General features: G+C 71.9%; 28 protein-coding genes, 1 pseudogene and 1 riboswitch. Of the genes and pseudogenes, 12 read left to right on the top strand and 17 right to left on the bottom strand.

What is annotated here, in order from left to right:
- Positions 1-23: 23 nt before the first annotated feature.
- Positions 24-1,604, top strand: coding sequence for a hypothetical protein (locus EDD30_RS11630; RefSeq protein ID WP_123678239.1), 1,581 nt, complete (start codon positions 24-26; stop codon positions 1,602-1,604).
- 90 nt (positions 1,605-1,694) lie between these two features.
- Here the strand turns inward: EDD30_RS11630 and EDD30_RS11625 are convergent, their stop codons facing one another.
- From EDD30_RS11625 to EDD30_RS11615, 3 genes are read right to left on the bottom strand one after another with little or no spacing between them, the layout of a single operon-like run.
- Positions 1,695-2,498, bottom strand: a complete 804-nt coding sequence (locus EDD30_RS11625) for an energy-coupling factor transporter transmembrane component T family protein (RefSeq protein ID WP_071807588.1) — start codon at positions 2,496-2,498, stop codon at positions 1,695-1,697.
- Positions 2,495-3,928 (bottom strand): ABC transporter ATP-binding protein, encoded by a 1,434-nt coding sequence (locus EDD30_RS11620; RefSeq protein WP_123678238.1) that lies wholly within the window; start codon positions 3,926-3,928, stop codon positions 2,495-2,497. Before EDD30_RS11620 ends, EDD30_RS11625 begins: the two co-directional genes overlap by 4 nt.
- 3 nt (positions 3,929-3,931) lie before the next feature.
- Complete coding sequence (locus EDD30_RS11615) at positions 3,932-4,525, bottom strand: ECF transporter S component (protein WP_071807735.1); 594 nt, start codon at positions 4,523-4,525, stop codon at positions 3,932-3,934.
- Positions 4,526-4,591: 66 nt separating this feature from the next.
- Positions 4,592-4,697: riboswitch (TPP riboswitch) on the bottom strand.
- A 93-nt stretch (positions 4,698-4,790) separates the two neighbouring features.
- On the opposite strand from EDD30_RS11615, the gene EDD30_RS11610 reads away from it, so the two are divergent.
- Together EDD30_RS11610 and EDD30_RS11605 are read left to right on the top strand one after the other, a co-directional pair.
- The gene (locus EDD30_RS11610; protein WP_071807733.1) at positions 4,791-5,606 is read left to right on the top strand and encodes an alpha/beta fold hydrolase; all 816 of its coding nucleotides are present in this window, start codon (positions 4,791-4,793) and stop codon (positions 5,604-5,606) included.
- A 54-nt stretch (positions 5,607-5,660) separates the two neighbouring features.
- Positions 5,661-6,206 (top strand): DUF6328 family protein, encoded by a 546-nt coding sequence (locus EDD30_RS11605; protein ID WP_394328291.1) that lies wholly within the window; start codon positions 5,661-5,663, stop codon positions 6,204-6,206.
- Here EDD30_RS11605 and EDD30_RS11600 read toward each other — a convergent pair.
- Genes EDD30_RS11600 through EDD30_RS11570 form a run of 7 tightly spaced genes read right to left on the bottom strand, consistent with a single transcriptional unit; the run spans position 6,184 to position 10,460 of the window.
- Positions 6,184-6,789 carry a hypothetical protein gene (locus EDD30_RS11600; RefSeq protein ID WP_244945588.1) on the bottom strand — a complete coding sequence of 202 codons (606 nt, stop codon included), beginning with the start codon at positions 6,787-6,789 and terminating at the stop codon, positions 6,184-6,186. The two genes, EDD30_RS11605 and EDD30_RS11600, sit on opposite strands and share 23 nt — an antisense overlap.
- A 30-nt stretch (positions 6,790-6,819) precedes the next feature.
- Positions 6,820-7,227, bottom strand: coding sequence for a Fur family transcriptional regulator (locus EDD30_RS11595; protein ID WP_071807728.1), 408 nt, complete (start codon positions 7,225-7,227; stop codon positions 6,820-6,822).
- A complete protein-coding gene (locus tag EDD30_RS11590) occupies positions 7,224-7,541 on the bottom strand; it encodes an ArsR/SmtB family transcription factor (RefSeq protein ID WP_394328290.1) in 318 nt (105 codons plus the stop codon). Before EDD30_RS11590 ends, EDD30_RS11595 begins: the two co-directional genes overlap by 4 nt.
- Entirely contained in the window at positions 7,538-8,413 is an 876-nt protein-coding gene (locus EDD30_RS11585; RefSeq protein ID WP_071807727.1) for a metal ABC transporter permease, read from the bottom strand. Before EDD30_RS11585 ends, EDD30_RS11590 begins: the two co-directional genes overlap by 4 nt.
- Before the next feature lie 47 nt (positions 8,414-8,460).
- Entirely contained in the window at positions 8,461-9,240 is a 780-nt protein-coding gene (locus tag EDD30_RS11580; RefSeq protein WP_071807740.1) for a metal ABC transporter ATP-binding protein, read from the bottom strand.
- Positions 9,237-10,169, bottom strand: coding sequence for a metal ABC transporter substrate-binding protein (locus EDD30_RS11575; protein ID WP_123678236.1), 933 nt, complete (start codon positions 10,167-10,169; stop codon positions 9,237-9,239). Before EDD30_RS11575 ends, EDD30_RS11580 begins: the two co-directional genes overlap by 4 nt.
- Before the next feature lie 48 nt (positions 10,170-10,217).
- Complete coding sequence (locus EDD30_RS11570; RefSeq protein WP_071807722.1) at positions 10,218-10,460, bottom strand: DUF6703 family protein; 243 nt, start codon at positions 10,458-10,460, stop codon at positions 10,218-10,220.
- 34 nt (positions 10,461-10,494) lie between these two features.
- On the opposite strand from EDD30_RS11570, the gene EDD30_RS11565 reads away from it, so the two are divergent.
- The 4 genes from EDD30_RS11565 to dusB all read left to right on the top strand — a co-directional run bounded on the left by EDD30_RS11565 (position 10,495) and on the right by dusB (position 14,213).
- Complete coding sequence (locus EDD30_RS11565) at positions 10,495-10,836, top strand: antibiotic biosynthesis monooxygenase family protein (RefSeq protein ID WP_071807720.1); 342 nt, start codon at positions 10,495-10,497, stop codon at positions 10,834-10,836.
- Positions 10,837-10,853: 17 nt separating this feature from the next.
- Positions 10,854-11,447: a hypothetical protein gene (locus EDD30_RS11560; protein WP_211277905.1), complete on the top strand. Its 594-nt coding sequence runs from the start codon at positions 10,854-10,856 to the stop codon at positions 11,445-11,447.
- Between the two features lie 57 nt (positions 11,448-11,504).
- Complete coding sequence (locus tag EDD30_RS11555) at positions 11,505-12,884, top strand: glycine--tRNA ligase (protein WP_071807718.1); 1,380 nt, start codon at positions 11,505-11,507, stop codon at positions 12,882-12,884.
- A 186-nt stretch (positions 12,885-13,070) separates the two neighbouring features.
- Complete coding sequence (gene dusB / locus EDD30_RS11550) at positions 13,071-14,213, top strand: tRNA dihydrouridine synthase DusB (protein WP_280526142.1); 1,143 nt, start codon at positions 13,071-13,073, stop codon at positions 14,211-14,213.
- Positions 14,214-14,282: 69 nt separating this feature from the next.
- On the opposite strand, the gene EDD30_RS11545 is transcribed toward dusB, so the two are convergent.
- The 5 genes from EDD30_RS11545 to EDD30_RS11525 form a co-directional block, all read right to left on the bottom strand.
- On the bottom strand, positions 14,283-14,654 hold the full coding sequence (locus EDD30_RS11545; RefSeq protein WP_071810286.1) for a hypothetical protein: 372 nt from the start codon (positions 14,652-14,654) through the stop codon (positions 14,283-14,285).
- A 52-nt stretch (positions 14,655-14,706) separates the two neighbouring features.
- Positions 14,707-15,180: a roadblock/LC7 domain-containing protein gene (locus EDD30_RS11540; protein ID WP_071810287.1), complete on the bottom strand. Its 474-nt coding sequence runs from the start codon at positions 15,178-15,180 to the stop codon at positions 14,707-14,709.
- A 49-nt stretch (positions 15,181-15,229) separates the two neighbouring features.
- Positions 15,230-16,234 carry a MarR family transcriptional regulator gene (locus EDD30_RS11535; RefSeq protein ID WP_123678235.1) on the bottom strand — a complete coding sequence of 335 codons (1,005 nt, stop codon included), beginning with the start codon at positions 16,232-16,234 and terminating at the stop codon, positions 15,230-15,232.
- Between the two features lie 33 nt (positions 16,235-16,267).
- The gene (locus EDD30_RS11530; RefSeq protein ID WP_244945206.1) at positions 16,268-16,615 is read right to left on the bottom strand and encodes a roadblock/LC7 domain-containing protein; all 348 of its coding nucleotides are present in this window, start codon (positions 16,613-16,615) and stop codon (positions 16,268-16,270) included.
- A 211-nt stretch (positions 16,616-16,826) separates the two neighbouring features.
- Positions 16,827-17,324 carry a DUF4388 domain-containing protein gene (locus EDD30_RS11525; RefSeq protein WP_123678234.1) on the bottom strand — a complete coding sequence of 166 codons (498 nt, stop codon included), beginning with the start codon at positions 17,322-17,324 and terminating at the stop codon, positions 16,827-16,829.
- A 143-nt stretch (positions 17,325-17,467) separates the two neighbouring features.
- Here EDD30_RS11525 and EDD30_RS11520 point away from each other — a divergent pair, with 143 nt between their 5' ends.
- The 4 genes from EDD30_RS11520 to EDD30_RS11505 are packed head-to-tail and all read left to right on the top strand — an operon-like array spanning position 17,468 to position 21,456.
- Entirely contained in the window at positions 17,468-17,824 is a 357-nt protein-coding gene (locus tag EDD30_RS11520) for a VOC family protein (RefSeq protein ID WP_071810291.1), read from the top strand.
- 26 nt (positions 17,825-17,850) lie between these two features.
- Positions 17,851-19,068: a deoxyguanosinetriphosphate triphosphohydrolase gene (locus EDD30_RS11515; protein ID WP_071810292.1), complete on the top strand. Its 1,218-nt coding sequence runs from the start codon at positions 17,851-17,853 to the stop codon at positions 19,066-19,068.
- A gap of 19 nt (positions 19,069-19,087) precedes the next feature.
- Positions 19,088-20,932, top strand: coding sequence for a DNA primase (gene dnaG / locus EDD30_RS11510; RefSeq protein WP_071810293.1), 1,845 nt, complete (start codon positions 19,088-19,090; stop codon positions 20,930-20,932).
- The gene (locus EDD30_RS11505) at positions 20,929-21,456 is read left to right on the top strand and encodes a hypothetical protein (protein WP_071810294.1); all 528 of its coding nucleotides are present in this window, start codon (positions 20,929-20,931) and stop codon (positions 21,454-21,456) included. The genes dnaG and EDD30_RS11505 overlap by 4 nt, the downstream gene beginning before the upstream one ends.
- Positions 21,457-21,533: 77 nt before the next feature.
- On the opposite strand, the gene EDD30_RS11500 is transcribed toward EDD30_RS11505, so the two are convergent.
- A complete protein-coding gene (locus tag EDD30_RS11500; protein WP_143163081.1) occupies positions 21,534-22,301 on the bottom strand; it encodes a hypothetical protein in 768 nt (255 codons plus the stop codon).
- Positions 22,302-22,422: 121 nt separating this feature from the next.
- On the opposite strand from EDD30_RS11500, the gene EDD30_RS11495 reads away from it, so the two are divergent.
- Entirely contained in the window at positions 22,423-23,343 is a 921-nt protein-coding gene (locus EDD30_RS11495; protein WP_071810296.1) for an ABC transporter ATP-binding protein, read from the top strand.
- Here EDD30_RS11495 and EDD30_RS11490 read toward each other — a convergent pair.
- Positions 23,340-24,079, bottom strand: a pseudogene (locus tag EDD30_RS11490) (IS5 family transposase). The gene EDD30_RS11495 and the pseudogene EDD30_RS11490 sit on opposite strands and share 4 nt — an antisense overlap.
- Positions 24,080-24,153: the final 74 nt, after the last annotated feature.

Raw genomic sequence — 24,153 nt, 5'->3', positions numbered from 1 at the left:
TGCCGGTATGTGATCATGTCCCGATGCCGGACTGGACCTACCATCCCCTGCGGCCGGTCACCGCGGCGGTCGTGGGCCGGCGACGGTCGCAGCGGGCGGCGCTGCGGCTACTGGCGACGCTGACCTCGCTGCCGGGCGGCTTCCGGATGGTCTCGGCATTCGCCGGCCGCTTCGGCGCACCGGCGGAGGTGGCCGCGCGGCTGGGTGCGTCGGTCCCGGTAGCCGTGGCGCGGGACGCGGTCCGGGCTCTGCCGGCCCTGGGCGCGAGCGTCATCGAGGTCCGCCCGGTGGGCCCGGCCGACGTCGCGCTGATCCGGCGCGTCGCGGCCGGGCGCCGGTGCACGCTCGTCGTGGGCGCCGCCGAGCCTGAGGTCGCGGCGGCGCTCGCGCCTCACGTCGATCGGATCGCCGGCGACGACGAACCGGATCTGGTGCGCCTGAGCGATCCGGACGTGGCGGGCGCCGCGGCGGCGCTCGCCGATCCGGCGGTGACGGTCCTGGCCACGAGCGCCCTGCTGGTGGCCGCCGGACCCGGCTGGTTTCAGCGCGTCACCGAAGCGACAGCGCCGCCCACCGAGATGAAAGCGCTGCCTATCGAAATGACAACGCCGCCTGTCGAGGTGAAAGCGCCGACCACCGAAGCGACAGCGCCGGCCGGGCCGTCGGGGAGGGCGTCCGGGATCGTGGTGGATCCGCGCCGGTGGCCGGCGTGGTGGTGGGGAATGCTCGTCGGGCTCGGCATGATCGTCGCGGGTCTCGGGGCCGCGGTGATCACCCTCGGCCCGCTGCTGGCGTGGTACGACAACGAATACCTGGGCGCGGGCCGGGGCCAGTTGGAGGCGGTCAACCCGCGACTCGTCCACTTTGTGCAGCATGACCGGATCAGCCTCGCCGGCGCCCTGATCGCGATCGGCGTGCTGTACGCCGGGCTGGCGTGGGGCGGCATCAGGCGGGGATGGACCTGGGCGCGTTACGCGTACCTGGCGTCGGGCGCGGTCGGGTTTCCCACGCTGTTCTACTTCGTCAGTTCCGGTTTCGTGGATGTGCTGCACGCCGCGGCCACGGTGACGTTGTTCCCCATGTTCGTGCTCGCCGTCCGGCACCGTCCGGGCCCGCCGCGCTGGACCGTACGCCCGGAGGGGCCGGAATTCGTGCGGCGCCGCGCCCTGGTCGGTCAGCTCCTCATGATCCTCGTCGGCGCCGGCATGCTCGTCGGTGGCGTCACGATCTCCGTCGTCGGCCTGAGCTCCGTCTTCGTCACCACCGACCTGGCGTTCCTCGGCACCGACACCCACCATCTTCAGGCGGCGAACCCGCGCCTGGTGCCGTTCATCGCCCACGACCGGGCCGGCTTCGGTGGCGCGCTGATGTCCGCAGCGGCGGCCATCGTCCTGCTCAGCGCCTGGGGATGGCGGCGCGGCGAGTCGTGGGTCTGGTGGTCACTCGCGCTGGCCGCGGTCACCGGCTTTGCGCCGGCCGTGGTCGTGCACATGTTCATCGGTTACACCAGCTTCGAGCACCTGGTCCCGGTCTACCTCGGCATCGCCCTCACCGCGGTGGCCCTGACCCTCGCCCACCCCTACCTGAACCGGCCGCGCCGCTGATCCCGCACGGCCGTGCCCCGAGCCGGCGACGTCTCTGACCGTTGCCCGGGTGAGAGGTCTGCCCAGGATCGGGGTGAACCGGGTGAGAGGTCAGCCCAGGATCGGGGTGAAGAAGCCGGTCAGGATGCTGGTGGTCAGCGCCGCGGCGGACAGCAGGGCCGCGCCCGCCAGCAGGGCCGTGTCCGCCCGGCCGAAGTGCTGGCGGCGGGCGTGGGTCCGGGGCGTCCCCGAGTCGAATCCCCGGGCGTCCATGGCCGTCGCCAGCCGGACCCCTCGCCGCAGCGCGCCCACCAGCAGCGCGAAGGCCGTCGACCCGAAGATCCGCAGATGCGCCAGCGGGTTGCGGCCTCCGTCGATGCCGCGGGCCCGCCGGGCCAGCGACAGCATCTGCCATTCCTGTGCCAGCAGCGGGATCAGGCGGAAGGCGGCCAGGGCGCCGATGGCGAAGCGGGCGGGGGCCTTGGCGTTCTGCACCAGGGCGTCCGCCAGGTCGGTCGGATCGGTGGTGGCGAAGACGATGATGCCCGGCAGCGCCACCGCGAAGACCCGCAGGATCAGGCCCAGCGCGACCGTGACGACGCCGGTCGTCACGGCGAACGGGCCGAGCGCGACCAGCAGCGGGCCGGTGCGCTCGGCGGCGAACAGCACCATCGTCACGAGGATGCCGGCCGCCGCCAGGGTCAGCGGCCAGGCCCGCCGGGCGAGCACGCGCACGTGCACGCCGAAGAAGGGCAGCAGGGCCAGCTCGACGGCGAGGGCGAGCGCCGGGGTGAGCGGGTCGAGGGTGGCCATCAGCGGCAGCGAGAACAGCAGGGCCGCACCGAGCTTTGCCACCGGATTGCGGCGCGCCAAGGGTGCCGCCGTATCGGCGACCGGCTCCCCAGCGAGGGTCATGCCGGCCTGCGGTCGGGTCGGCGGTGGGGGCGGGGCGGGGCGGGGGTCAGGTCGTGGACGCGGTCGGCCAGCGAGTCGACGAACGCGTCGTCGTGGGTCACCGCCAGGATGCCGTGGCCCTCGTCGCGGAGGCCCGCCAGCAGGGCCACCAGGCCGATCCAGGTGCTGCGGTCCTGGCCGAAGGTCGGCTCGTCGAGGATGAGCAGGCGGGGTCTGGTCGCCAGGGCCGTCGCCACACTGAGGCGGCGGGCCTCACCGCCGGAGAGGGTGTACGGGTTGGCCTCCGCCAGCGCCGTCAGCCGCAGCCGGGCCAGCAGCTCGTCCACGGTGGCCGACACCTCGGCGGCCGGGCGGCGCAGGCGGCGGGGGCCGAGGGCGAGCTCGTCGGCGACCCGGGACGTGACGAACTGGTGTTCCGGTGCCTGGAAGACCGAGCCGATGCGCTGGGTCAGCATCGCCGCGCGCCAGCGGTGCGGCGGCTTCGGGTCGTCGAAGGCGGTCACCGCGCCCGAGGCCGGCGCCAGCAGTCCGCCGAGGACGAGTGCCAGGGTGGACTTGCCCGCCCCGTTGGGGCCGGTCACCGCGAGGGCCTCGCCCGCGCGGGCCTCGAGCCGTGTGGGCGGGAGGCGGTGATCGACGGTGACGGCCTCTGCCCGTACCAGAGGGTTTCCGGGAGGAGCGACGGCCCGGTGCCGGGGCAGCGGATAGCCCGGCACCCAGACCCCCTGCGCGGCCAGCGCCGGGCCGTGACCGGCGAAGACCACCTCCGGCGCGCCGTCGGCGGCGACGCCGCCGCCCGGCGCGAGCACCACCACCCGGTCGATCAGGGGCAGCGCCTGCTCGACACGGTGCTCGACGACGATCAGGGTGGTGTCGCGGCCGACGGCCCGGCCGATCGCCTCGCGGATCAGCGTGCCGCCGGCCGGGTCGAGGTTGGCGGTCGGCTCGTCGAGCAGCAGCAGGCCGGGCCGCAGGGCGAGGACGCCCGCCAGGGCCAGGCGTTGCTGCTCGCCGCCGGAGAGGGCGTGGGTCTGCCGGGTGGTCGGGTACGGGAAGCCGACCCGGTCCAGCGCGTCGCTGACCCGCGGCCAGATCTCGCCGGCGGGTACGCCCCTGTTCTCGAGTCCGAACGCCACGTCGTCGCCGCTACGGGCCATCACGAGCTGGGTCTGCGGGTCCTGGAAGAGCAGGCCGGCGCTTTCCCGGGCGTGCGGGTCCCGCCCGTCGACGGTGACCGTGCCCTCCGACTCGCCGGAGTCCTCCGGCAGCAGCCCGGCGAGCGCGGCGAGCAGGGTGCTCTTGCCCGCCCCGGACGGGCCGAGCAGCAGCACCCGCTCGCCGCTGCGGATGTGCAGGTCGACGCCGCGGAGCGCCCACGCCCGGCGCCCTGCATGGCGCCAGCCGAAGCCCCGCAGCACGACCTCCGCCATGGCTCAGACGAGGGCCCGGTCCCGGCCCGCCGCGAAGCGGTCGAGGACGCCGGTCGGCGCGAGCGCCCGGGTCAGCGCCCAACTGCCGGCGCCCGCGATCACCGTGCTGCTGACGACGGTGATCAGCGCGTACGGGATCCGGTAGTCCCACAGGTCGAGGGCGCCGTTCCAGGCGAAGAAGTCGAAGAGGGCGGCGCCCAGGCCGGCGAAGGCCCCGGCCAGCAGGGCGGCGGGCAGCTTCCACGACCGGTAGAACAGCATCGCGAAGGCGAGCTCCGCGCCGAGGCCCTGGACCATGCCCTGCGGGATGACCATCGCGCCCCACTTCTCGCCGAGCAGCGCAGAGATGATCGCGGCGACCGTCTCCGCGTAGAGGGCCGCACCCGGCTTGCGGATGATCAGTGCGGCGAGCACGGCGGGCATCAGCCAGATGCCGTAGAGCACGGCCTGCGCCGGCGGGAAGAAGGCGAACGCACCCTCGGTGACGGTCCAGAGGTGGCCCCAGGCCCAGAAGATGACGCCGAAGGTGACGGCGATGACCGAGGCGATCACGATGTCGATCGTGCGCCAGCGGTACGAATTGGTGGACTTGTTCATATATACGCCTCCCAGCGATCACCGGGAGGAGACGCACGCCACACCCGGAATCTCCCGGTGTGGCGCGGCTGGAGAAGACCGAGCTCCCTGCGCTGGCATTACCCAGATCAGGTTCGAGGGTCTGCGGGGCGACCCCGCACTCTCAGCGCCGCGCGCTCCCCTGTCGGTGAAGTTGTCCGCGACTGCCGTCGCGAACAATCTTCATGGCATGTGTTTCGATGACGCTAACACCGTACGCGGATGCCGTCAGCGCAGGAGGCGTCACATGGAGATCAAGGCCCGGGGACTCACCTTCGACGTCACGGTCTCGGGGCCGCAGGACGGTCCGCCGGTGCTCCTGCTGCACGGCTTCCCGCAGGATCACCGGGAGTTCGATCTCATCCTGCCGCGACTGCACGGTGCCGGGCTGCGGACGTACGCCCTGGACCAGCGCGGGTACTCGCCGGGGGCGCGTCCCGGCGCGGTCGCCGAATACCGGCTGCGGGAGCCGGAGGCCGACGCGGTGGCGGTGCTCGACGCGCTCGGTCTGGACCAGGTGCACGTCATCGGCCACGACTGGGGTGCCCAGGTGGCGTGGGTGCTGGGCGCCCGCCATCCCGGCCGGGTCCGTACGCTCACCGCGGTCTCCGTACCGCACCCGCGCGGGATCGCCGTGGCGTTGCGCAACCAGCCGTCGCAGCGGCTGCGGTTCGCGTACATGAAGGTCTTCCAGTCGCGGATCGCCGAGCGGCTGTTGCTGGCGCGGGACGGCGCCGTCCTGAAGGGGATGATGCGCGACATCGGTCCGCGCGCCGCGATGTACGCCGGGGCGATGGCCGAGCCGGGCCGGCTCACCGGGGCGCTCAACTGGTACCGGGCGCTCTCCCGCGGTGAGCTGGCCGACGTCGGCAAGGTCACCGTGCCCACCACGTACGTCTGGGGCGACGGTGACCCGGCCGTCGGGCGCGCCGCCGCACTGGCGACGCGGACCTGGGTGGAGGCGGACTACCGCCTGGTCGTCCTGCGGGGAATCGGGCACTGGGTGCCGGAAGAGGCGCCGCAGGCTCTGGCCGAGGTGGCGCTCGCACGCATCGGTGTTTGACGCTCTTCCCGAGCGGGCATCCGGTGCGCCAGTCGACGGACAGGAGTCACCCGGATGGCCGACGAGAAGCCGCGGATGAAACACGAGACGGAGAAGCAGCGCTGGGACCGCAACTTCGCGGACCTGCTGCAGGAGTTGCGCGTCGCGCAGACCGGCGTGCAGATCCTCTTCGCGTTCCTGCTGACGCTGCCGTTCAGCAACGGCTTCCCGAAGGTGAGCGAGTTCCAGAAGGACACCTACATCGTCGCGCTCATCTCGGCGGCGTTCGCCACCGCGATGATCATCTCGCCGGTCGCCTTCCACCGGGCGCTGTTCCGGCAGGGCCGCAAGCCGGAGCTCGTCCGGTACGCACACCACATGGCGACCGGCGGCCTCGCCTTCATGCTGGTCTCGATGGTCAGCAGCGTCCTGCTCATCACCGACTACCTGTTGAACTTCTGGGTGGCGATCGTCCTCACCGCGGTCACCGCCGCCTACTTCCTGACCTTCTGGGCGGCCATCCCGTTCGCCAAGCGCAACTGGCTCGACGAGGACGCCGAGGAGGAGGACGAGGAGTTCGCGCGGGACGCCGCGGAGCCTAACGCCGCCGGGCGGGCCTGAGCCCGAGCTCGCGCAGCTCCAGCGCGGCCAGCGCGTCGACCGCGGCGGCGTCGCCGCTGCGCCACGCGCCCGCGATGTCCGGACCCAGCTTCGTCAGCTCGTCGAGGGGGCGGCCGGCGAGTGCCCGCAGCGCCAGCAGGTCACGGCCGGCCGGCTCGTCGCGGACCCGGGCGGCGACCCCGGCGCGGCGCATCCAGCGCAGCCGCAGCGGCAGCCAGCCGAAGAGCACCAGTGCCAGCGGTACCGAGACGATCAGCAGCGCCATGGTCAGGGCCAGGTCGCCGACGATCTCCTGTTGCTGGCGGCCGGCCTCGGCCAGACCGCCGGCCGCGTCGGCCGCGCTCGAGAACGGCGAGGTCAGCTCGTCACCCACGAGCGGTACCCGGCCCACCTTGCCGCCGATGTCGCCGAGGTTGCCCGCGATGGCGGTACCGGCCTCCTGCAGTTTCCGCCCGGGGTCGGCAAGTTTCTCCACCATGGCGTGCGCCCAGAGGCCGGCCCGGATCCAGCCGTAGACCCAGAGCACGACGAGGATGTCGGTGAGGAGCTGACGGACGGCGGTGGGCAGCCGGTCGGCGTACATCTTCACGCGCGCCAGCGTGCCACGACCCGGCTAGGTTCGCTTGGCCGCGCACTCCGGGCAGTTACCGAAGATCTCCATGGTGTGCGAGACGTCGACGAACCCGTGCTGGCCGGCGACCTTGTCGGCCCAGGTCTCCACCGCCGGGCCCTCGACCTCGACCGTACGCCCGCAGGAACGGCAGACGAGGTGGTGATGGTGGCCCTCGCTGCACCGGCGGTAGAGGTGCTCGCCGCCCGGCGGGCGCATCACGTCGATCTCGCCGGCGTCGGCGAGGCCCTGCAACGTGCGGTACACGGTGGTCAGACCCACCCGCTCGCCGCGGTCCCGTAGGAGGGCGTGCAGGTCCTGGGCGCTGTGGAAGCCCTCGCAGTCGGCGAGGAGCTCACGGACCGCCGAGCGTTGCCGGGTGTTGCGAACAATGGTTCCGTCGTCCGTCATGTTCCCTCCCTCGCGTGGCTCACGGCGTCGGCGACGATGTGCGCGACGTGTTCGTCCACGAGTGAGTATGCGATCTCGCGTCCGCGGCGGGCACCCCGGACCACCCCCGCGCCCCGCAGCACCCGCAGATGCTGGGAAACCAGCGGTTGCGACACTCCCAGCTTCTCGACCAGCTCGTGCACGCACCGCTCGCCAGCGCCCAGCTCGGCGACGATCGCCACCCGGATCGGCGCGGACAACGCCCGCAGCAGCTCGGCGGCCGCCTCGTACGCCTCGTACGCCGCGGACTGCCCGGTCACGTCGGGAGTGCTCACCGGGCACCGGCGCGGAGCACGACGTCCGGCGGCTCGACGGCCTTCTCCGCGGGCATCCGCGTGCGCCACGCCCGCCAGACGCCACCGCCGGCGGTGAGCGCGAGGAACGCCACGATGGCCAGGATGACGATGGTCGCGCCCGGTGCCGTGTCGAGCTCCGCCGACACCAGCACCCCGGCCGCGGCGGCGACGACGCCGATGGTCATGGCCGTCGCCATGGTGGCACGGAAGCCCCGGGTGACCTGCTGGGCCGCCGCCACCGGCACCACCATCAGGGCGCTGACGAGCAGCAGGCCGACGGTGCGCATGGCGATCGTGACGGTCACGGCCGTGGTCACCGCGAGCACCAGGTTGAGCGTACGGACGGGAAGGCCGGAGACCCGCGCGTACTCCTCGTCGTTGCAGACCGCGAACAGCGCCGGCCGCAGCCCCAGCGTCGTGACGAGCACGGCGGCGCCCAGGATCGCGATCACCGTCAGCTCCGGCCCGGACGTGGTGGTCAGCGAGCCGAACAGATACTGCATCAGGTTGGCGTTGCTGCTGTCCTCGGAGAGCCCGACCAGCACCACCCCGCCCGCGATGCCGCCGTAGAAGAGCAGGGCCAGGGCCAGGTCACCGGAGGTACGCCCGCGCTCGCGGACCAGCTCGACGGCGACGGCGCCGAGCACCGAGACCACGACCGCGGTGACGACCGGGTGGTGATGCAGCAGCAGCCCGACGCCGACGCCGGTCAGCGCCACGTGGCCGATGCCGTCGCCGATCAGCGACATCCGGCGCTGCACCAGGTAGATGCCGAGCGCGGGGGCGGTGAGGCCGATGATCAGCGCGCCGGCCAGCGCCATGAGGACGAAGTCGTGCAGAAGCAGGTCGATGAGTCTTCAATCCTTTCAGGGGCGGTGGCGGGGTGGTCGGACGGGCATCAGTTCGCCGGCATCCGATCCGTGGGTGCCACGCAGATCCCGTCCCGTTCGGGGTCCGCGTGCGGGTGGACGTGGTCGTGTCCGGGCCGCGCGTGGTGCCCGGCGGGTTCCGGGACCTGTCCCTCGTACGCGATCCGCCCGTCGTGCACGACGACGGCCTTGTCGATCAGCGGCTCCAGCGGGCCGAGCTCGTGGGCGACGAGCAGCACCGTGCCGCCCCGCTCGCCGAAGCGGCGCAGCGCGTCCGCGAACGCCTCCTGGCTCGCCGCGTCGACCCCGGCGGTCGGCTCGTCGAGGATGAGCAGATCGGGTCGCCCGGCCAGGGCCCGGGCGATGAGCGTGCGCTGCTGCTGTCCGCCGGAGAGGGTGGCGACCGGGTCGCCGATCCGGTCCAGGAGGCCGACGTCCTCCAGCGCCGCGCGGACCGCCGCCCGGTCGGCGCCGCCCGCGGGCCGGAAGATGCCGCGCCGGGCCAGCCGCCCGGAGGCCACGACCTCGCCGACCGTGGCGGGCACGCCGCTGCCGGCGCCCATCCGCTGCGGCACGTAGCCGATCCGCGTCCAGGCCCGGAAGCGGCGCTGCGGGGTGCCGAAGAGCTCGATCTCGCCTCCGACCAGCGGCACCAGGCCGAGGATCGTGCGGACGAGCGTCGACTTGCCGGAGCCGTTGGCCCCCAGGATCGCGACGACCTGGCCGTCGGCGACGTCGAGGGAGACGTCGCGCAGCACCGGGCGGCCGGCGTACGCGACCGCGGCGTGACGGACGGCGACGACGCTCACGACGAGCACCCCAGGGCCGTGGCGAGGGCGGTCAGGTTGGCGCGCATGACGGAAAAGTAGTCCGCGCCGGGCTGGTCGACACCCTCGATCGGGTCGAGTACGGCGGTGCCCACGCCGACCTCGCGCGCCACGGTCTCGGCCACCTTCGGGCTGACCAGCGTCTCGAAGAAGATCGTGGTGGCGCCCGTGGCCTTCGCCTGCGCGGTGACCTCCGCCAGGCGTTGCGGGGAGGGTTCCGCCTCGGGGGAGATGCCGGTGATGCCGATCTCCTTCAGGGAGTAGCGGTCGGCGAGGTAGTGGAACGCGGTGTGGCTGGTCACGAACTCGCGGCGCGCGCACGTCTTCAGCTTGGCGGCGTACTCGGCGTGCAGCGCGTCCAGCTCGGCGTGCAGGGTGCGGGCGCGCTCGGTGTACGCCGCGGCGTGCTCCGGATCGATCGTGCCGAGCCGCACGGCGAGCGCGTCGGCGATGGTCGCGTAGCGCGCGGGGTCGAGCCAGACGTGCGGATCGATGCCGCCCTCGGCGTGCTCCTCCTCGCTGCCCCCGTGCTCCTCGCCGGCCCCGTGCTCGCCGGCCGCGAGCAGCTCGACCTCGCCGCCCGCGTCGAAGCCCCGCTTCGATTGCTGTGCGACGGCCTGGTCCACGGCCGGCTGGAAGCCCTTGAGGTGCACGACCAGCGCGGCGTCGCCGATCTCGGCGACCTGCCGGACGGTGAGCTCCACGTCGTGGGGCTCGACGCCCGGCTTGGTGAGCTGGCTGACCCGCACGTCGTCACCGCCGACGCGCTCGGCGAGGAACTTCAGCGGATAGAACGCCGCCACCACGTCGAGCCGGTCGCCGCCGGATCCTTTCGCCTCCTGCCCGCAGGCGCTGGTCGCGCCAAGCAGCAGCACGGTGGCGGACACGGCGAGGAGTCGACGGAGTGGCATAGCATCAACCATGCGCGATAATGGTAATGATTGTCAAAAGCGCATGGGTCAGAGCGCCTTGGAGACCGCCGCCACGAAGAGCAGGGCCAGCAGAATCACCCGTACGGTGCGCAGCGCGGGCGGCTGCACCGGCCACGTCGTGAAGGTCAGCGCGGCCAGCGCCGACCCCAGCAGGAACAGCACCGCGGCACCCACGATGCCCGGCAGGAACAGGCCCGCGAGCAGCACCGCCAGCGCGGCGATGAACGCGGTCGTCGGATTCACCGCGGCCAGCCTGCGCAACACCGTCACGTCGGGTTCCTCTCCTGTTGCGTACGCTCACGTCATGCTGGTGCTGAACCGCTTCGTCGTCCCCGCCGACACGCAGGACTCGTTCGTCGAACGGGCGCACGCCGCCCTCGCCGCCCTCGCGGCGAGCACCGGATACACCTCCGGGCGGCTCACCCGCGCGCTGGACGACCCCGCCTACTGGACCCTGGTCACCGAATGGGAGTCCGTCGGAGCGTACCGCCGGGCGCTGGGCGGATTCGACGTCAAGGTGCACGCCACGCCCCTGCTGTCCGAGTCGCTCGACGAGCCGTCCGCCTTCGAGACGCTCGCGGCGGCCGAGCCCGGCTCCGGCGTCGTGGCCAGCGCCAGCGACCGCGCCGCGGAACCCTGGCGCTGAGCCGTAGGCTTGATCGCATGACCGCCCTCGGTGACTCCGCGCCCGCCTTCTCCGGGCCGGCTCAGGCCGGTCCGCCCGCGGGGCCGGCCTTCCCCGGGCCCGCGCCCGTTCTCCCCGAGCCGGCTCGGGTCGAGGCGCCGGCGCCGCCGCCCGGGCCGGGGGTCGTCCCGCCCTTCCCGGCGCCGCCGATCGAGGGACGCGGGCGGCGGGTGGGCCTCGGGGTGGGCCTCGGCGTCGGGGCGCTGGTGCTGGTCCTCGGCGGCGGCGTCGCCGCCACGGTCGGGCTCACCACCGTCGCCACCCGCGCGCTCAACGAGCAGGCCGACGTCGTGGTCAGCGACTACCTCGACGCGCTGCGCGACCGGCGCTGGAGCAGCGCCTACGACATGCTGTGCCAGGACACGAAGGACACCACCACCGAGGCGGAGTTCACCAGCGAGGCCACGGCCCGGGAGCCGATCACCGCCTACGACGTCGGCGACCTCAACCCCATGAAGCTGTCCGCGCCCGTCGACGTCACCTACGCCGACGGCTCCACCGACCGGCTGGAGGCTTACCTGGCGCAGAACCCGCGGACAGGCGGTTTCGAGGTGTGCAGTATCGAGGAGTAATCTCCTCATTTTGTCCGCCACACGTCCCCGCCGACAACCAGCCGGCGTAGGAGGAACATGCCTGTCGACCGTATCGACGCCGTCGTCAGCCTGGCCAAGCGCCGCGGCTTCGTCTTCCCCTCCAGCGAGATCTACGGAGGCACCCGCTCGGCATGGGACTACGGTCCACTCGGCGTGGCGCTCAAGGAGAACGTCCGCCAGCAGTGGTGGCGCACGATGGTCCAGCAGCGCGACGACATCGTCGGCCTCGACTCCGCCGTCATCCTCGCCCGCGACGTCTGGGCCGCCTCCGGCCACCTCGACGCGTTCGTCGACCCGCTGACCGAGTGCCAGTCGTGCCACAAGCGGTTCCGCGCCGACCACCTCGAGGAGGCGTACGAGGCCAAGCACGGCTCCGCCCCCGCCTCGCTGAGCGAGCTCAACTGCCCCAACTGCGGCAACAAGGGCACGTTCACCGAGCCGAAGATGTTCAACGGGCTGATGAAGACCTACCTCGGCCCGACCGAGAGCGCGGAGGGGCTGCACTACCTGCGTCCCGAGACCGCCCAGGGCATCTTCGTCAACTACAACAACGTGGCGACCGCCGCGCGCAAGAAGCCGCCGTTCGGCATCGCGCAGGTCGGCAAGTCGTTCCGCAACGAGATCACCCCGGGCAACTTCATCTTCCGTACGCGCGAGTTCGAGCAGATGGAGATGGAGTTCTTCGTCGAGCCCGGCACGGACGAGAAGTGGTACGAGTACTGGCTCGAGCAGCGCTGGAACTGGTACCGCGACCTCGGCCTCAGCGAGAGCAACCTGCGCTTCTTCGAGCACCCCAAGGAGAAGCTCTCGCACTACTCCAAGCGCACGGTCGACATCGAGTACCGCTTCAAGTTCGGCGGTACTGAGTTCGCCGAGCTGGAGGGCATCGCCAACCGCACCGACTTCGACCTCTCCACCCACTCGAAGCACTCCGGCGTCGACCTGTCGTACTTCGACCAGGAGAAGCAGGAGCGCTGGGTGCCGTACGTCATCGAGCCGGCGGCCGGCCTCACCCGCGCCGTGCTGGCGTTCCTGCTCGAGGCGTACGACGAGGACGAGGCGCCCAACACCAAGGGTGGCGTCGACAAGCGCACGGTGATGCGCTTCGACCCGCGGCTCGCCCCGATCAAGGTGGCGGTCCTGCCGCTGTCGCGCAACCCGGAGCTGTCGCCCAAGGCCCGCGGCCTCGCCGAGCTCCTGCGCAAGCGCTGGATGGTCGAGTTCGACGACTCCCAGGCCATCGGCCGCCGCTACCGCCGCCAGGACGAGATCGGCACCCCGTTCTGCGTCACGGTCGACTTCGACACCCTCACCGACGACGCGGTGACGGTCCGCGACCGCGACACCATGAAGCAGGAGCGCGTCTCCCTCGACCAGATCGAGACCTACCTGATCAACCGCCTGCCCGGCTGTTGAATGGTCTTCGCCTCGCTTCGGCGGGCACTGCGCCCTAGGAGCCGATGACGAGGGCACCGAAACGGACCACGGCAAACGCCTAGTCCGTTTCGGCACCCTCGTCATCGGCGGGCGCGGCGCGACTCTGGTTACGGTTGCGTCCGCACGTTTTCGTGCCCTGGACAGCCCTGTGCCATGCTCGACGCCGTGACTTCCGCAGTTTCCTTGAAGCCGTTGACGCTCGGTGAGCATGAGGTGTGGCCGCCGGTGGTGCTGGCGCCGATGGCCGGCATCACCAATGTCGCGTTTCGGCGGCTCTGTCGTGAGCAGGGCGGGGGCGTCTACGTCTGCGAGATGATCACCACTCGGGCGCTGGTCGAGCGGATCCCCAAGACGCTCAAGATGATCCAGTTCGCCTCCGACGAGGGCTTCCGCAGCCTCCAGCTCTACGGCGTCGACCCGGACGTGACCGCGGCGGCCGCGCGCATGGTCGCCGAGGAGAATCTCGCCGACCACATCGATCTCAACTTCGGCTGTCCGGTGCCCAAGGTCACCCGCCGCGGCGGCGGCAGCGCCCTGCCCTGGCGGCGCAGACTGTTCGGCCGCATCGTCACCCAGGCGGTCCGCGCGGCCGCGCCGGCCGGCATCCCGGTCACGGTCAAGATGCGCAAGGGCATCGACGACGACCACCTGACGTACGTCGAGGCCGGGCTGATCGCCCAGGAGGCCGGCGTCGCCGCGGTCGCCCTGCACGCCCGCACCGCCGAACAGCGCTACTCGGGTACGGCCGACTGGGACGCCATCGCCACGCTGAAGCAGGCCCTGGACGTGCCGGTGCTCGGCAACGGCGACATCTGGGAGGCCGCCGACGCGATGCGGATGGTCGCGCACACCGGCGTCGACGGCGTGGTGGTCGGCCGCGGCTGCCTCGGCCGGCCCTGGCTCTTCAAGGACCTCCACGCCGCGTTCGACGGCGTGCAGTCCCAGGAGCTGCCCAACCTGGGGCAGGTCGCCGCCGTCATGTCCCGGCACGCCCACCTGCTGGTCGAGGCGCTCGAGGACGAGAAGCACGGCTGCGCCGATTTCCGCAAGCACATCGCCTGGTATCTCAAGGGCTTCCCGGTCGGCGGCGACCTGCGTCGCAGCCTCTCGATGGTGGCGTCGCTGGCCCAGCTCGACGACCTGCTCGGCAAGCTCGACGCGGCGGCGCCGTTCCCGCGCGAGTCGCTGGGCCAGCCCCGGGGCCGGGTCAACGCGCCGGGCAAGGTCTCCCTGCCGTACGGCTGGCTCGACAGCCGCGACGACGACACCGTGCCCGAGGGCGCGGAGATGGACAACAGCGGCGGCTAGGCCCGCGCGGGACACGACAGCGGCGGGGAGGGCGCCAGGTGCCCTCCCCGCCACTGTCGTGCAGATTGCTCAGACGTCGAGGTCGTTCTCGATGCGCTTGAGCTGGTGGCGCGCCATCGCCAGGTTGGAGCGGTCGCGGCGCAGGGCGACGTACAGGAACAGGCCCTTGCCCGAGCGGCTCGTCAGCGGCCGGATCATGTGGTACTGGGTGTCCAGGGTGATGAGGATGTCCTCGATCTTCTCAGAGAGGTTCAGCATCTCCATCGCCCGGAGCTTGGCCCGGACCACGTCGGTGTTGCCGGCCGCGGCGACCGTCAGGTCGAGATCCTTGCCGCCGCCGACCGTGCCGAGCGCCATGCCGCTCGTGTGGTCGACCAGCGCGACGCCGATGGCGCCGTCGATTTCCATGACCTCTTTGAGTGCGGTGTCCATGTCGGGCATTTGGTGGTCCTCCGTGTTCGCAATGGTGGGTAGGGGTGTTGCGGGTAAGACCTCAGCGGCCTCGGATCGTGTTCTGCAGCGTCGCCATCGGTGTCCGCCGGGCGAGCGGCGTCGGGGGACCCGCCTGCATCGGGATCTCCGGCCGGGGGGTCGCGGGCTCGAGGACCAGCAGCTTCATGAGCCGGCGTACGGCTCGGCGTGCCTCGAGGTGAACCAGGGCCAGATTCGCGCCTCCGGTGGTGACGAGGGTCAGCAGGGCGTTCGATCCCGCGGTGTACGAGGTGATGTATCCGCCGTCGCACTCCACCACCGACTCGCGCAGTTCTCCGTGGTTCACGGCGTGCGCGAAGCGCCGGGCAAGGGCGAGATGAGCGGCGGCCAGGGCGGCGAGGCTGTCGGGTTCGATGCCGTGGGCGTCGTGGGCGACCACCATGCCGTCGGCGGTCGCGAGGACGCTTCCGGACAGCTCGGGCAGCCTGCTGCGGAGGTTGCCGAGTTCCTTCAGTACCGCCGGGTCCACCGTCATCCGCGGTTTCTCCTTTGTGTCGACCGCCGGGTGGCGGGAGGGGCCCGCGTCATCGCAGGGCTTTCAGGGCGGTGCGGATGCGTTTGAGTAGAACCTCGTCCGTGCCGGGATGGATGGGCGCCGGTTCGGCGGCGAGCTCCTTCGGCAGCTTGGCGCCGGGTTTGCGCCGGGCCAGCCGCGGCGGGCGGTAGGCCGAGCCGTTCGCCGTGGCCGGGTCGGGCTCGCGCACGGGAGGGTCGCCCGAGGCCAGGCCGGGCCGGGTCGCGGTGACGGCGGGTACGGCCGGCCCGGGCGGCGTCGCCCGGTGCACGTCCACCGCCGTTCCGCGGGCGCGCGGCAGGCGTACGAAGGTGGGTGCGCTGGCGGCGTCCCGGGGCGTGGGCAGCTCGATCAGGCCGGCCGCGGCGAGCCGGCGCAGCTCCTGGATGGTGGCGTAGCCGGCGCGGCCGAGCAACTGGGCCAGGTCGGCCGGGGTGCGCTGGCCGTCCGCGTGCACCAGCAGCTCCCACTGCGCCGCCGTCAGCGTGATCCGCTCCCGGGGCGGGCGGGTCACCGGGATGACCGCCTCGGTGTCGAGCTGGGGATAGGGGAAGATCTCGTCCAGCAGCCGGACGCGGCGGCGCGACTCCCGATTGAGCGCGGCCGGGTCGACGCGGACCAGGTCGCCGAGCCAGTGCTTGACGCCGTCCACGAAGTCCACCGGCGCCGAGGCGGGGGAGAGCGCGAAGTACGCGGCGTCGTACGTCGCCCCCAGCACGCACAGCTCCAGCTCTCCCTGGGTGATGTGGCCCTGGTCGAGGAGCAGCCGCCCGACCGAGGCCCGCGGGGTGCCCGCGTCGAGCGCCGCCTGCCAGGTCCGCGCCGCCAGCCGTCCGGACGCGGTGAGCAGTTCGCCGACGCCCGGGGCGGCGGCCGACTCCGCGTAGGTCACCAGGCCCTCGTCGAGGTGGACCGTGCCACCCGGCGTGCCGCCGACGATCAGGGCGCCGGTCCGCCGCTCGCCGGCCACCTGCGTGAGCAGGCGGCCGGGCGCGGCGGACTTCGGGGGCTTCACCGTGAACTCCTCACTACTGAGAACTGTCATCCCTTATGTCGCGATCAACTCGTCGGCCAGTGTCTGCATGCGCCGCCGGGCCACGGCGAGGTTGCCGCGGATCCGGTCGAGCCACACGTAGAGCACGAGCCGGCTGTCGAAGTCGGTCTGGACGAGCCGCAGCAGGTGGTAGCCCCCCGCGGTCGTGATGATGAGGTCCTCGAGCAGGTCGTGCGGTACGGCCGAGACGAACAGCGCTCGGCTCTGTGCGGCCTGGACGACGTCGGCAGTGCCGGCCGCCGCGGCCTCGTGGTCCTCGTTGGGTGCGGCTCCGGTCGTGGCGACCGGGAAGCCGGTGGTGTAGTCGACGATGCTGGCGCCGATCGCGCCGGGGATCGCCATGGCCTCCTGTAGACAGTTTTCGACCCCGGGCACATCTCTCCTCAGCCGAGTGATGCTCCCGCCGGCAGCCGGTCCCCGCTGCCGGCGGTGTCGGGTGGTTCCGGACTCATCGCTCCGGCGGAATGTCGTACCTCCCGCCGTCACAATGGGCCATCCTGCGGCCACGCTGAGATCGTGAGTCGCACCCGGTGTGCGTCATGGTCGTCGATGCTCATCCGGGCACCGGCGAGCGCCGCCGGCATCGCGCGGGCCGTCCGCCGTGGGACAGCGGCCGGGCCAGCAGCCGCCGCGCCGTCTCCGGCCCGAGATTGCCCAGATCGGCCTCGGCGATCGTGCCGAACCAGTGCCGCTCGCCGGCCACGAACAACATCGGCGCATCATCGGCCTGCAGCAGCGCGTGGGTGACGGCGGTGATGGTCGCTACGACCCGGCAGGCCAGTTCGTGGTGGCCGAGGTGGCCGTCGCGCAGCAGCACCCGGCCGACCTGGCGGCCGTCGTGGCCGGCGTCGTACGCGGCCTGCCACTGCGCCGCCGAGAGGCGGCCGGAACCGATCAACCGCTCGCCGATGCCGGGGCAGGCCGGCGACTCGGCGTGGGTGATGCGCCCGGCGACGAGATAGACGGTGCCGCCCGGCGTACCGCCGATGTGCAGGGCACCGGTGCGCCCGGCCTCGGCCAGGGCGGTGAGGCGGTGGCTCAGCGAAATCACGATGTCGCTCCTCCTTTCGGCCAGTGTCGGCGGACTGGCCGGAGGATGTCGCACGACGAGTGCGTTGTTTCGATCGAAGCTGCGCCGGCCGTCCGCGCGTGACATGATCGTCACTTTCGATGGTGTTTCGTGGAGGGTGTCCCATGGCCAGCACCTGGGAGCAGATCGTGGTCGACGCCGAGGACCCCGCGCGGCTCGCGCGCTGGTGGGCGGAGGCGCTCGGCTACGTGATCGTGAGCGAGGAACCGGACGGGGTGGAGATCCGGCGTACCCCGGACACCCTGCCCGGCCTGCTCTTCGGCACGTGCCCGGACGCCAAGACGGTGAAGAACCGCCTCCACCTCGACCTGTGCCCGGACGACCAGGAGGCCGAGGTGGAGCGCCTGGTCGACATGGGCGCCCGCGCCATCGACATCGGCCAGCAGGACGTGAGCTGGGTGGTGCTCGCCGACCCGGAGGGCAACGAGTTCTGCGTGCTCGCCGCGAAGCAGTCCGAGTGATCAACTCCGGCCTCTAGGGTTGAGCCATGACGGGCGACGCCGAGCGGTGGGCGAGTGAACCCGCCAAGGACAGCGGCTACGGCCGTACCCAGTTCGAGCGCGACCGTGCCCGGGTGCTGCACTCCGCGGGCTTCCGACGTCTGGCGGCCAAGACCCAGGTGCACACGGCCGGGTCCGACGACTTCCTGCGTACGCGTCTGACGCACTCCCTGGAGGTCGCCCAGATCTCCCGCGAGATGGGCGCGCGGCTCGGCTGCGACCCGGACGTCGTGGACGTGGCCGGGCTGGCGCACGACATCGGCCACCCACCGTTCGGGCACAACGGCGAGGCCGCGCTGGACGCCGTGGCGCAGCCGTGTGGCGGCTTCGAGGGCAACGCCCAGACCCTGCGGGTGCTGACCCGCCTCGAGGCCAAGGTCGAGGGCGCCGGCCTCAACCTCACCCGCGCCTCCCTCGACGCGAGCTGCAAATATCCCTGGCCGCGGCGGCCCGGAACCCGCAAGTTCGGGGTGTACGCCGACGACATGCCGGTGTTCACCTGGATCCGCTCGACCGCACCCGACGGCGAGCGCCGCTGCCTCGAGGCGCAGGTCATGGACTGGGCCGACGACGTCGCCTACTCCGTGCACGACGTGGAGGACGGGGTGCACGGCGGCTACCTGTCGCTGCGGCCGCTGCTCGACGACGCCGGCGAGCGTGCCGAGCTGTGCGCCGACGTCGCCGCCGCGTACTCCGACGAGACCCCGGCGGCGCTCGGAGAGGCTCTGGACCTGCTGCTCTCCGACGGGGTGGTGCGGGCCGCCGCCGACTACGACGGCACGTATGCCGCGCAGGTCGCGCTCAAGCGGATGACCAGCGTCCTGACCGGCCGGTTCGTCTCGTCGGCGGTCGGGGCCACGAACAGCAGGCACGGGTACGGCCAGGTCCGCCGCTACGACGCCGACCTGATCGTGCCGCGTACGGTGCGCAACCAGTGCGCGCTCCTCAAGGGCATGGCGCTGCGCTACGTGATGCGCGCCCGCGCCGCGGAGGACTGGTACGAGCAGCAGCGCGCCATCCTCACCTCGCTGGTCGATCTGCTCTGCGACCGCGCGCCCGGCTACCTCGATCCGATGTTCGCGCAGGAGTGGAAGGCCGCCGCGGACGACGCCGCGCGCTTGCGGGTGGTGGTCGACCAGGTCGCCTCGCTGACCGATCCGGCGGCGGTCGCTCTGCACCGGACCCTCTTGGCGGGCCGCCGGTGACGCGAGGCAGTATGTAGCGGTGGCGGGCAGGGTCAAAGACGAGGACATCGCGCTGGTCCGCGACCGCACCTCGATCGCGGACGTGATCAGCGAGACGGTGACACTGCGCTCGGCGGGCGGCGGCAACCTCAAGGGTCTCTGTCCGTTCCACGATGAGAAGACCCCCTCGTTCACCGTGTCACCTGCCCGAAATGTCTACTTCTGCCACGGGTGTGGAGCGGGCGGCGACGCCATCAAGTTCCTCATGGACGCCGAGCACCTCACGTTCGTCGAGTCGCTCGAGCGGCTCGCCGGCCGGGCCGGCATCCAGCTCCGCTACGACACCTCGGACGAGCGGCCCGGCACGCCCCGCCAGCAGCCCGGCCAGAAGCAGCGCCTGATCGCCGCCCACGCGGCCGCCGCCGAGTTCTACGCCGACCAGCTCGGCCGGGCCGGCGCGCGCAAGGCCCGGGAGTTCCTCGCCGAGCGAGGCTTCGGCCGGGAAGCCGCCGAGAAGTACGGCTGCGGTTACGCCCCCGAGGGCTGGGACCTGCTCACCAAACACCTGCGCCAGAAGGGCTTCACCGCGGAGGAGCTGACCGCCGGCGGCCTGTCCAAGCCGGCCCGGTCCGGCTCGCTCATCGACCGCTTCCGGCGCCGCCTGCTCTGGCCCATCCGCGACCTGAGCGGCGACGTCATCGGCTTCGGCGCGCGCAAGCTCTTCTCCGACGATGACGGGCCGAAGTATCTGAACACCCCCGAGTCCCCGCTCTACAAGAAGTCCCACGTCCTGTACGGCATCGACAACGCCAAGCGCGAGATCGCCAAGCGCGGCCGCGCGGTCATCGTCGAGGGGTACACCGACGTCATGGCCTGCCACGAAGCGGGGGAGCCGACCGCGGTGGCGACCTGCGGCACGGCCTTCGGCGTCGACCACATCGGCGTGCTGCGCCGGCTGCTGATGGACAGCGACAGCTTCACGGGCGAGATCATCTACACCTTCGACGGGGACGCGGCCGGGCAGAAGGCGGCGCTGCGGGCGTTCGAGGAGGATCAGCGGTTCGTCGGGCGTACGTTCATCGCGGTCAGCCCGGACAACATGGACCCCTGCGAGCTGCGCCTGGCCAAGGGCGACCTCGCCGTCCGCGACATGATCGCCGGGCGGGAACCGCTCGTGGACTTCGCCCTGCGCCAGACCCTGGCCCGCTTCGACCTGGACACCGTCGAGGGACGGGTCGAGGCCATGCGCCGCGCCGCGCCGCTGGTCGCCAAGATCAAGGACAGGGAGAAGCGTCCCGAGTACGCCCGCAAGCTCGCCGGCGACCTCGGCATGGACCTGGAGCCGGTGCAGCGGGCGGTGGCCGCCGCCCTGTCACCGGAGGCTCCGGTGGTCGCCCAGCGCCGCGCCGCCGACAGCCCCCAGCGCCAGGTCGAGCGGGAGACGCTGAAGCTGGCCCTGCAACAGCCGGTGCTGGCCGGGCCGATGTTCGACGCGATCGAGGCCGAGGCGTACGGCGACCCGGTCCTGCGCGACGTCCGCGCGGCCGTCGCGGCGGCCGGCGGCACCGCCTCGGCCACCGGCGGCGCGGTGTGGATCGAGGCGGTCCGCGACGCCTGCCAGGACCTGGGCGGCAAGGCGCTGGTCGGCGAGCTGGCGGTCGAGCCGCTGCTCGTCGACGGTGAGGCCGACCTGCGGTACGTGCAGATCACCCTGGCCCGCCTGCAGGTCGGCTCGGTGACCACCCGCATCAAGGACTTGAAGTCGAAGGTGCAGCGCCTCAACCCGGTGGCGCACAAGGACGAGTACCTGGCGCTCGCCGGGGAGCTCTTCTCGTTGGAACAGCACGCCCGCGCTCTCCGCGACCAGGCAGCAGGTGCATTGTGAGACTCTTCCGCCGCGTCCCGAAGCTCCCGGCCGACAAGCGACCCCCGCTGGAGGACGAGGAGCGCGTCCTCGCGTGGGCCGCCACCGAGGGCGACGGCGTCCTCGTCGCCACCAACCGGGGTCTGTGGCTGCCCGACGGCCGCCGGCTGGGCTGGCACGAAATCCACAAGGCCGCCTGGTCGGGGCGCGAGCTGCGCATCACTCCCGCCGAGGTGGCTCAGGAGCGCAACGGATACACGGTGCTGGTGGACGCCCCGGTGGCCGGGTTCCTGCTGCTGGAGCCGGGGGAGCTGCCCGACCAGGTGCGCACCCGGGTGACGCGCTCGGTCGCGTACACCTCGCACCACCCGCTGCCGCCGAACGGCGGCGTCCGGGTCGTCGGGCGGCGGATCAGCGGCGCCGACGGGCTGAGCTGGGCGGTCCGGTACGACGCCAAGACGGCGGTCGAGGCCGACCCGATCATCGAGGCCACGGATCAGCTCGTCGCGTCGGCGCAGGAGGCGACCGCCCCACCGGCGGCATGACCGGCCTCTCACGGCTCGGCCGTCCCTGACGGCTTCACCGGCCCCGCGGCCTGATCGGTCGCGGGGCCGGGCGGACGTCACGGCAGGCGGGGGAGCAGGATCTTGCCCACCTGGCGGGAACAGCTACCCCAGCCGTTGGAGATGGTGACCTGCAGCACGTAGGCGCGCTTGGCCTCGAGACCGAAGAAGTTCTGCGTCCGGGTGCCCGTGCTCCACCTTCCGACGGCCCAGGAGGCGGTGTTGACGACCTTGTTGTCCACCAGCCGGACCAGGTCCATCTTGACGTTCAGCGTCCCTGTCGCGTTCATGGGGTCGTCCGCCCAGGCCGTCCCGCGCACCGGGTCGCCCAGGTAGCCCCGCCAGTGCGGCGCCGACATGGTGAACTTGCCGATGGTGGGCGCGGAGCCGCGGGTGGCGAAGGCCTTGGTCACGATCGTCGGGGCCAGCGTCTTCTCCGTCATGAGGACCGGCGCGCTCACGCCCCCTGCGTTGCGCGCCGCGAGAGTGATCTTGTAGCTGGTGCACTTGTCCGGCGTCGGCACCCGAAGGGTGAAGCGCTTGATGCTGGTGCCCATGGCAATGTAGTAGGCGGAGCTCGGCACGGAATACGTGTTGGTCGTGGTGCCGTCGGTGACGGTGACGTCGTAGCTGGTGGCCCTCGGCGCCGGTGCCCAGAAGAGCTGCGTCTCCATCGGGCTCATGTACGCGCGGTTCTTGTTCACGTTGACCGGCGTGGGCGGGGCCTCCGGAGCGGGCGGTGTCACGGCGGCCGATGCCGAGATCGGGGCGGCCAGGGAGCCGAGCAGGCTCAGGCTCAGGACGGCGACCATGCGTGACAGTTTCACTTCGTGTTTCCTTCCCGGTTCCTTCTGACCTCCCCTCGATCGGCGGGCAGGCTCAAGCCGGTCGCAAGCTCGGCTCAGCAAACGCGCGGTTTTGTCGGACCCCTTCACTAAGGTCGCTCGGGTGAGCCTCATTCACGCCCGCGGGCTGGTCAAACGCTTCGGTGACTTCACCGCCGTCGACGGCATCGACGTCGACGTGGCGCGCGGGGAGGCGTTCGGCTTCCTCGGTCCCAACGGCGCGGGCAAGAGCTCCACCATGCGGATGATCGGCTGCGTGTCCCCGCCGACCGGCGGCGTCCTGCGCATCCTCGACAAGGATCCGCTGCACGAGGGGCCGGCGATCCGGGCCCGCCTCGGGGTCTGCCCCCAGCTCGACAACCTCGACCTCGAGCTCACGGTCCGGGAGAACCTGACCACCTATGCCCGCTTCTTCGGCATCCCCCGCAAGGTGGCCCGCCGGCGCGCCGACGAGCTGCTCGACTTCGTGCAGTTGAGCGAGCGCGCCGACAGCAAGGTCGAGCCGCTCTCCGGCGGCATGAAGCGCCGGCTCACCATCGCCCGGGCGCTGGTCAACGAGCCCGACCTCGTGCTGCTCGACGAGCCCACCACCGGCCTCGACCCGCAGGCCCGACATCTGGTGTGGGAGCGCCTGTTCCGGCTCAAGCAGCAGGGCGTGACCCTGGTCCTGACCACCCACTACATGGACGAGGCCGAGCAGCTCTGCGACCGGCTCGTGGTGATGGACGGTGGGCGCATCGTCGCCGAGGGCTCGCCCCGCGCCCTGATCGAGCGGTATTCGACCCGCGAGGTGGTCGAGCTGCGCTTCATCGTGGAGTCCCAGGAGGCCTTCGCCGACAAGCTCGCCGGGGTCGGCGAGCGCCTGGAGATCCTGCCGGACCGCATCCTGCTCTATGTGAGCGACGGCGACGAGGCGGTCGCCGAGGTGCATCGCCGCGCTCTGAGCCCGGCCAGCGTCCTGGTGCGCCGCAGCAGCCTCGAGGACGTGTTCCTGCACCTCACCGGACGGACGCTGGTGGACTAGGCGCGTCTCGAAGTGCGTGTAGCCACTCGTTGATCGCGGTGATGTGCAGGGTGGCTTCGTAACGGGCGGCGAGGTTTGTCGAAGCGAGTGGCGACGGCGCGGTGGCGTTTGAGGCGGTTGATGCCGCACTCCACGGCGTGGCGTTGCCGGTAGATCTGCGGGTCGAAGGCGGGTGGACGGCCGCCCCGGGAGCCTTTGGCCAGGCGGTGGGCGTCCTGGTCGGTCTTGCTCGGGATGCATGCCTTGATCCCGCGCCGAGCAGCATCGACAACGGCTTACCGCCCTGCTCGCAGGCCAGGTGCAGCTTCGTGGTCCAGCCTCCACGAGAGCGGCCCAACGCGTGATCGGACGGCTCGGGCCCGACGCCGCCGGCCGGTTCACGCTGACCGCTGATGCGGGCTCCAGCGGCGTGCTGATGCGCCCTGGCAATCGTGGAGTCCACGCTGACATCCCAGGTGATCAGCCCGACGGTGTCCGCACGGGCCTGCAGCCCCGTCACGATCTGCGCCCAGAGACCGGCACGCTGCCAGCGGCGAAACAACGCATAGACCGCCTGCCACGAGCCGTAACAGTCCGGTACATCACGCCAGGGCGCGCCGGTACGTACTCGCCAGCGGATCCCGTCGATCAACTGCCGTTTCGTCCATCGTGACGGCCGATCCGACCGCTTCGGCGCAGGCAGCAACGCCGCCAACAGTGCCCACTGCACGTCGGTCAGGTCGAACCGCCTCGTCACCGCTAAGGTAGCCACGAGGTCTCCGGTATTCAGGTTCTTCTTGGTCGTAGAACCCTCTACCGGAGACCTCGTCG

Source organism: Couchioplanes caeruleus (genome assembly GCF_003751945.1).
GTDB lineage: Bacteria > Actinomycetota > Actinomycetes > Mycobacteriales > Micromonosporaceae > Actinoplanes > Actinoplanes caeruleus.
The sequence above is the reverse complement of the archived record's forward strand: the minus strand, read 5'-3'. Positions and strand labels throughout refer to the sequence as shown.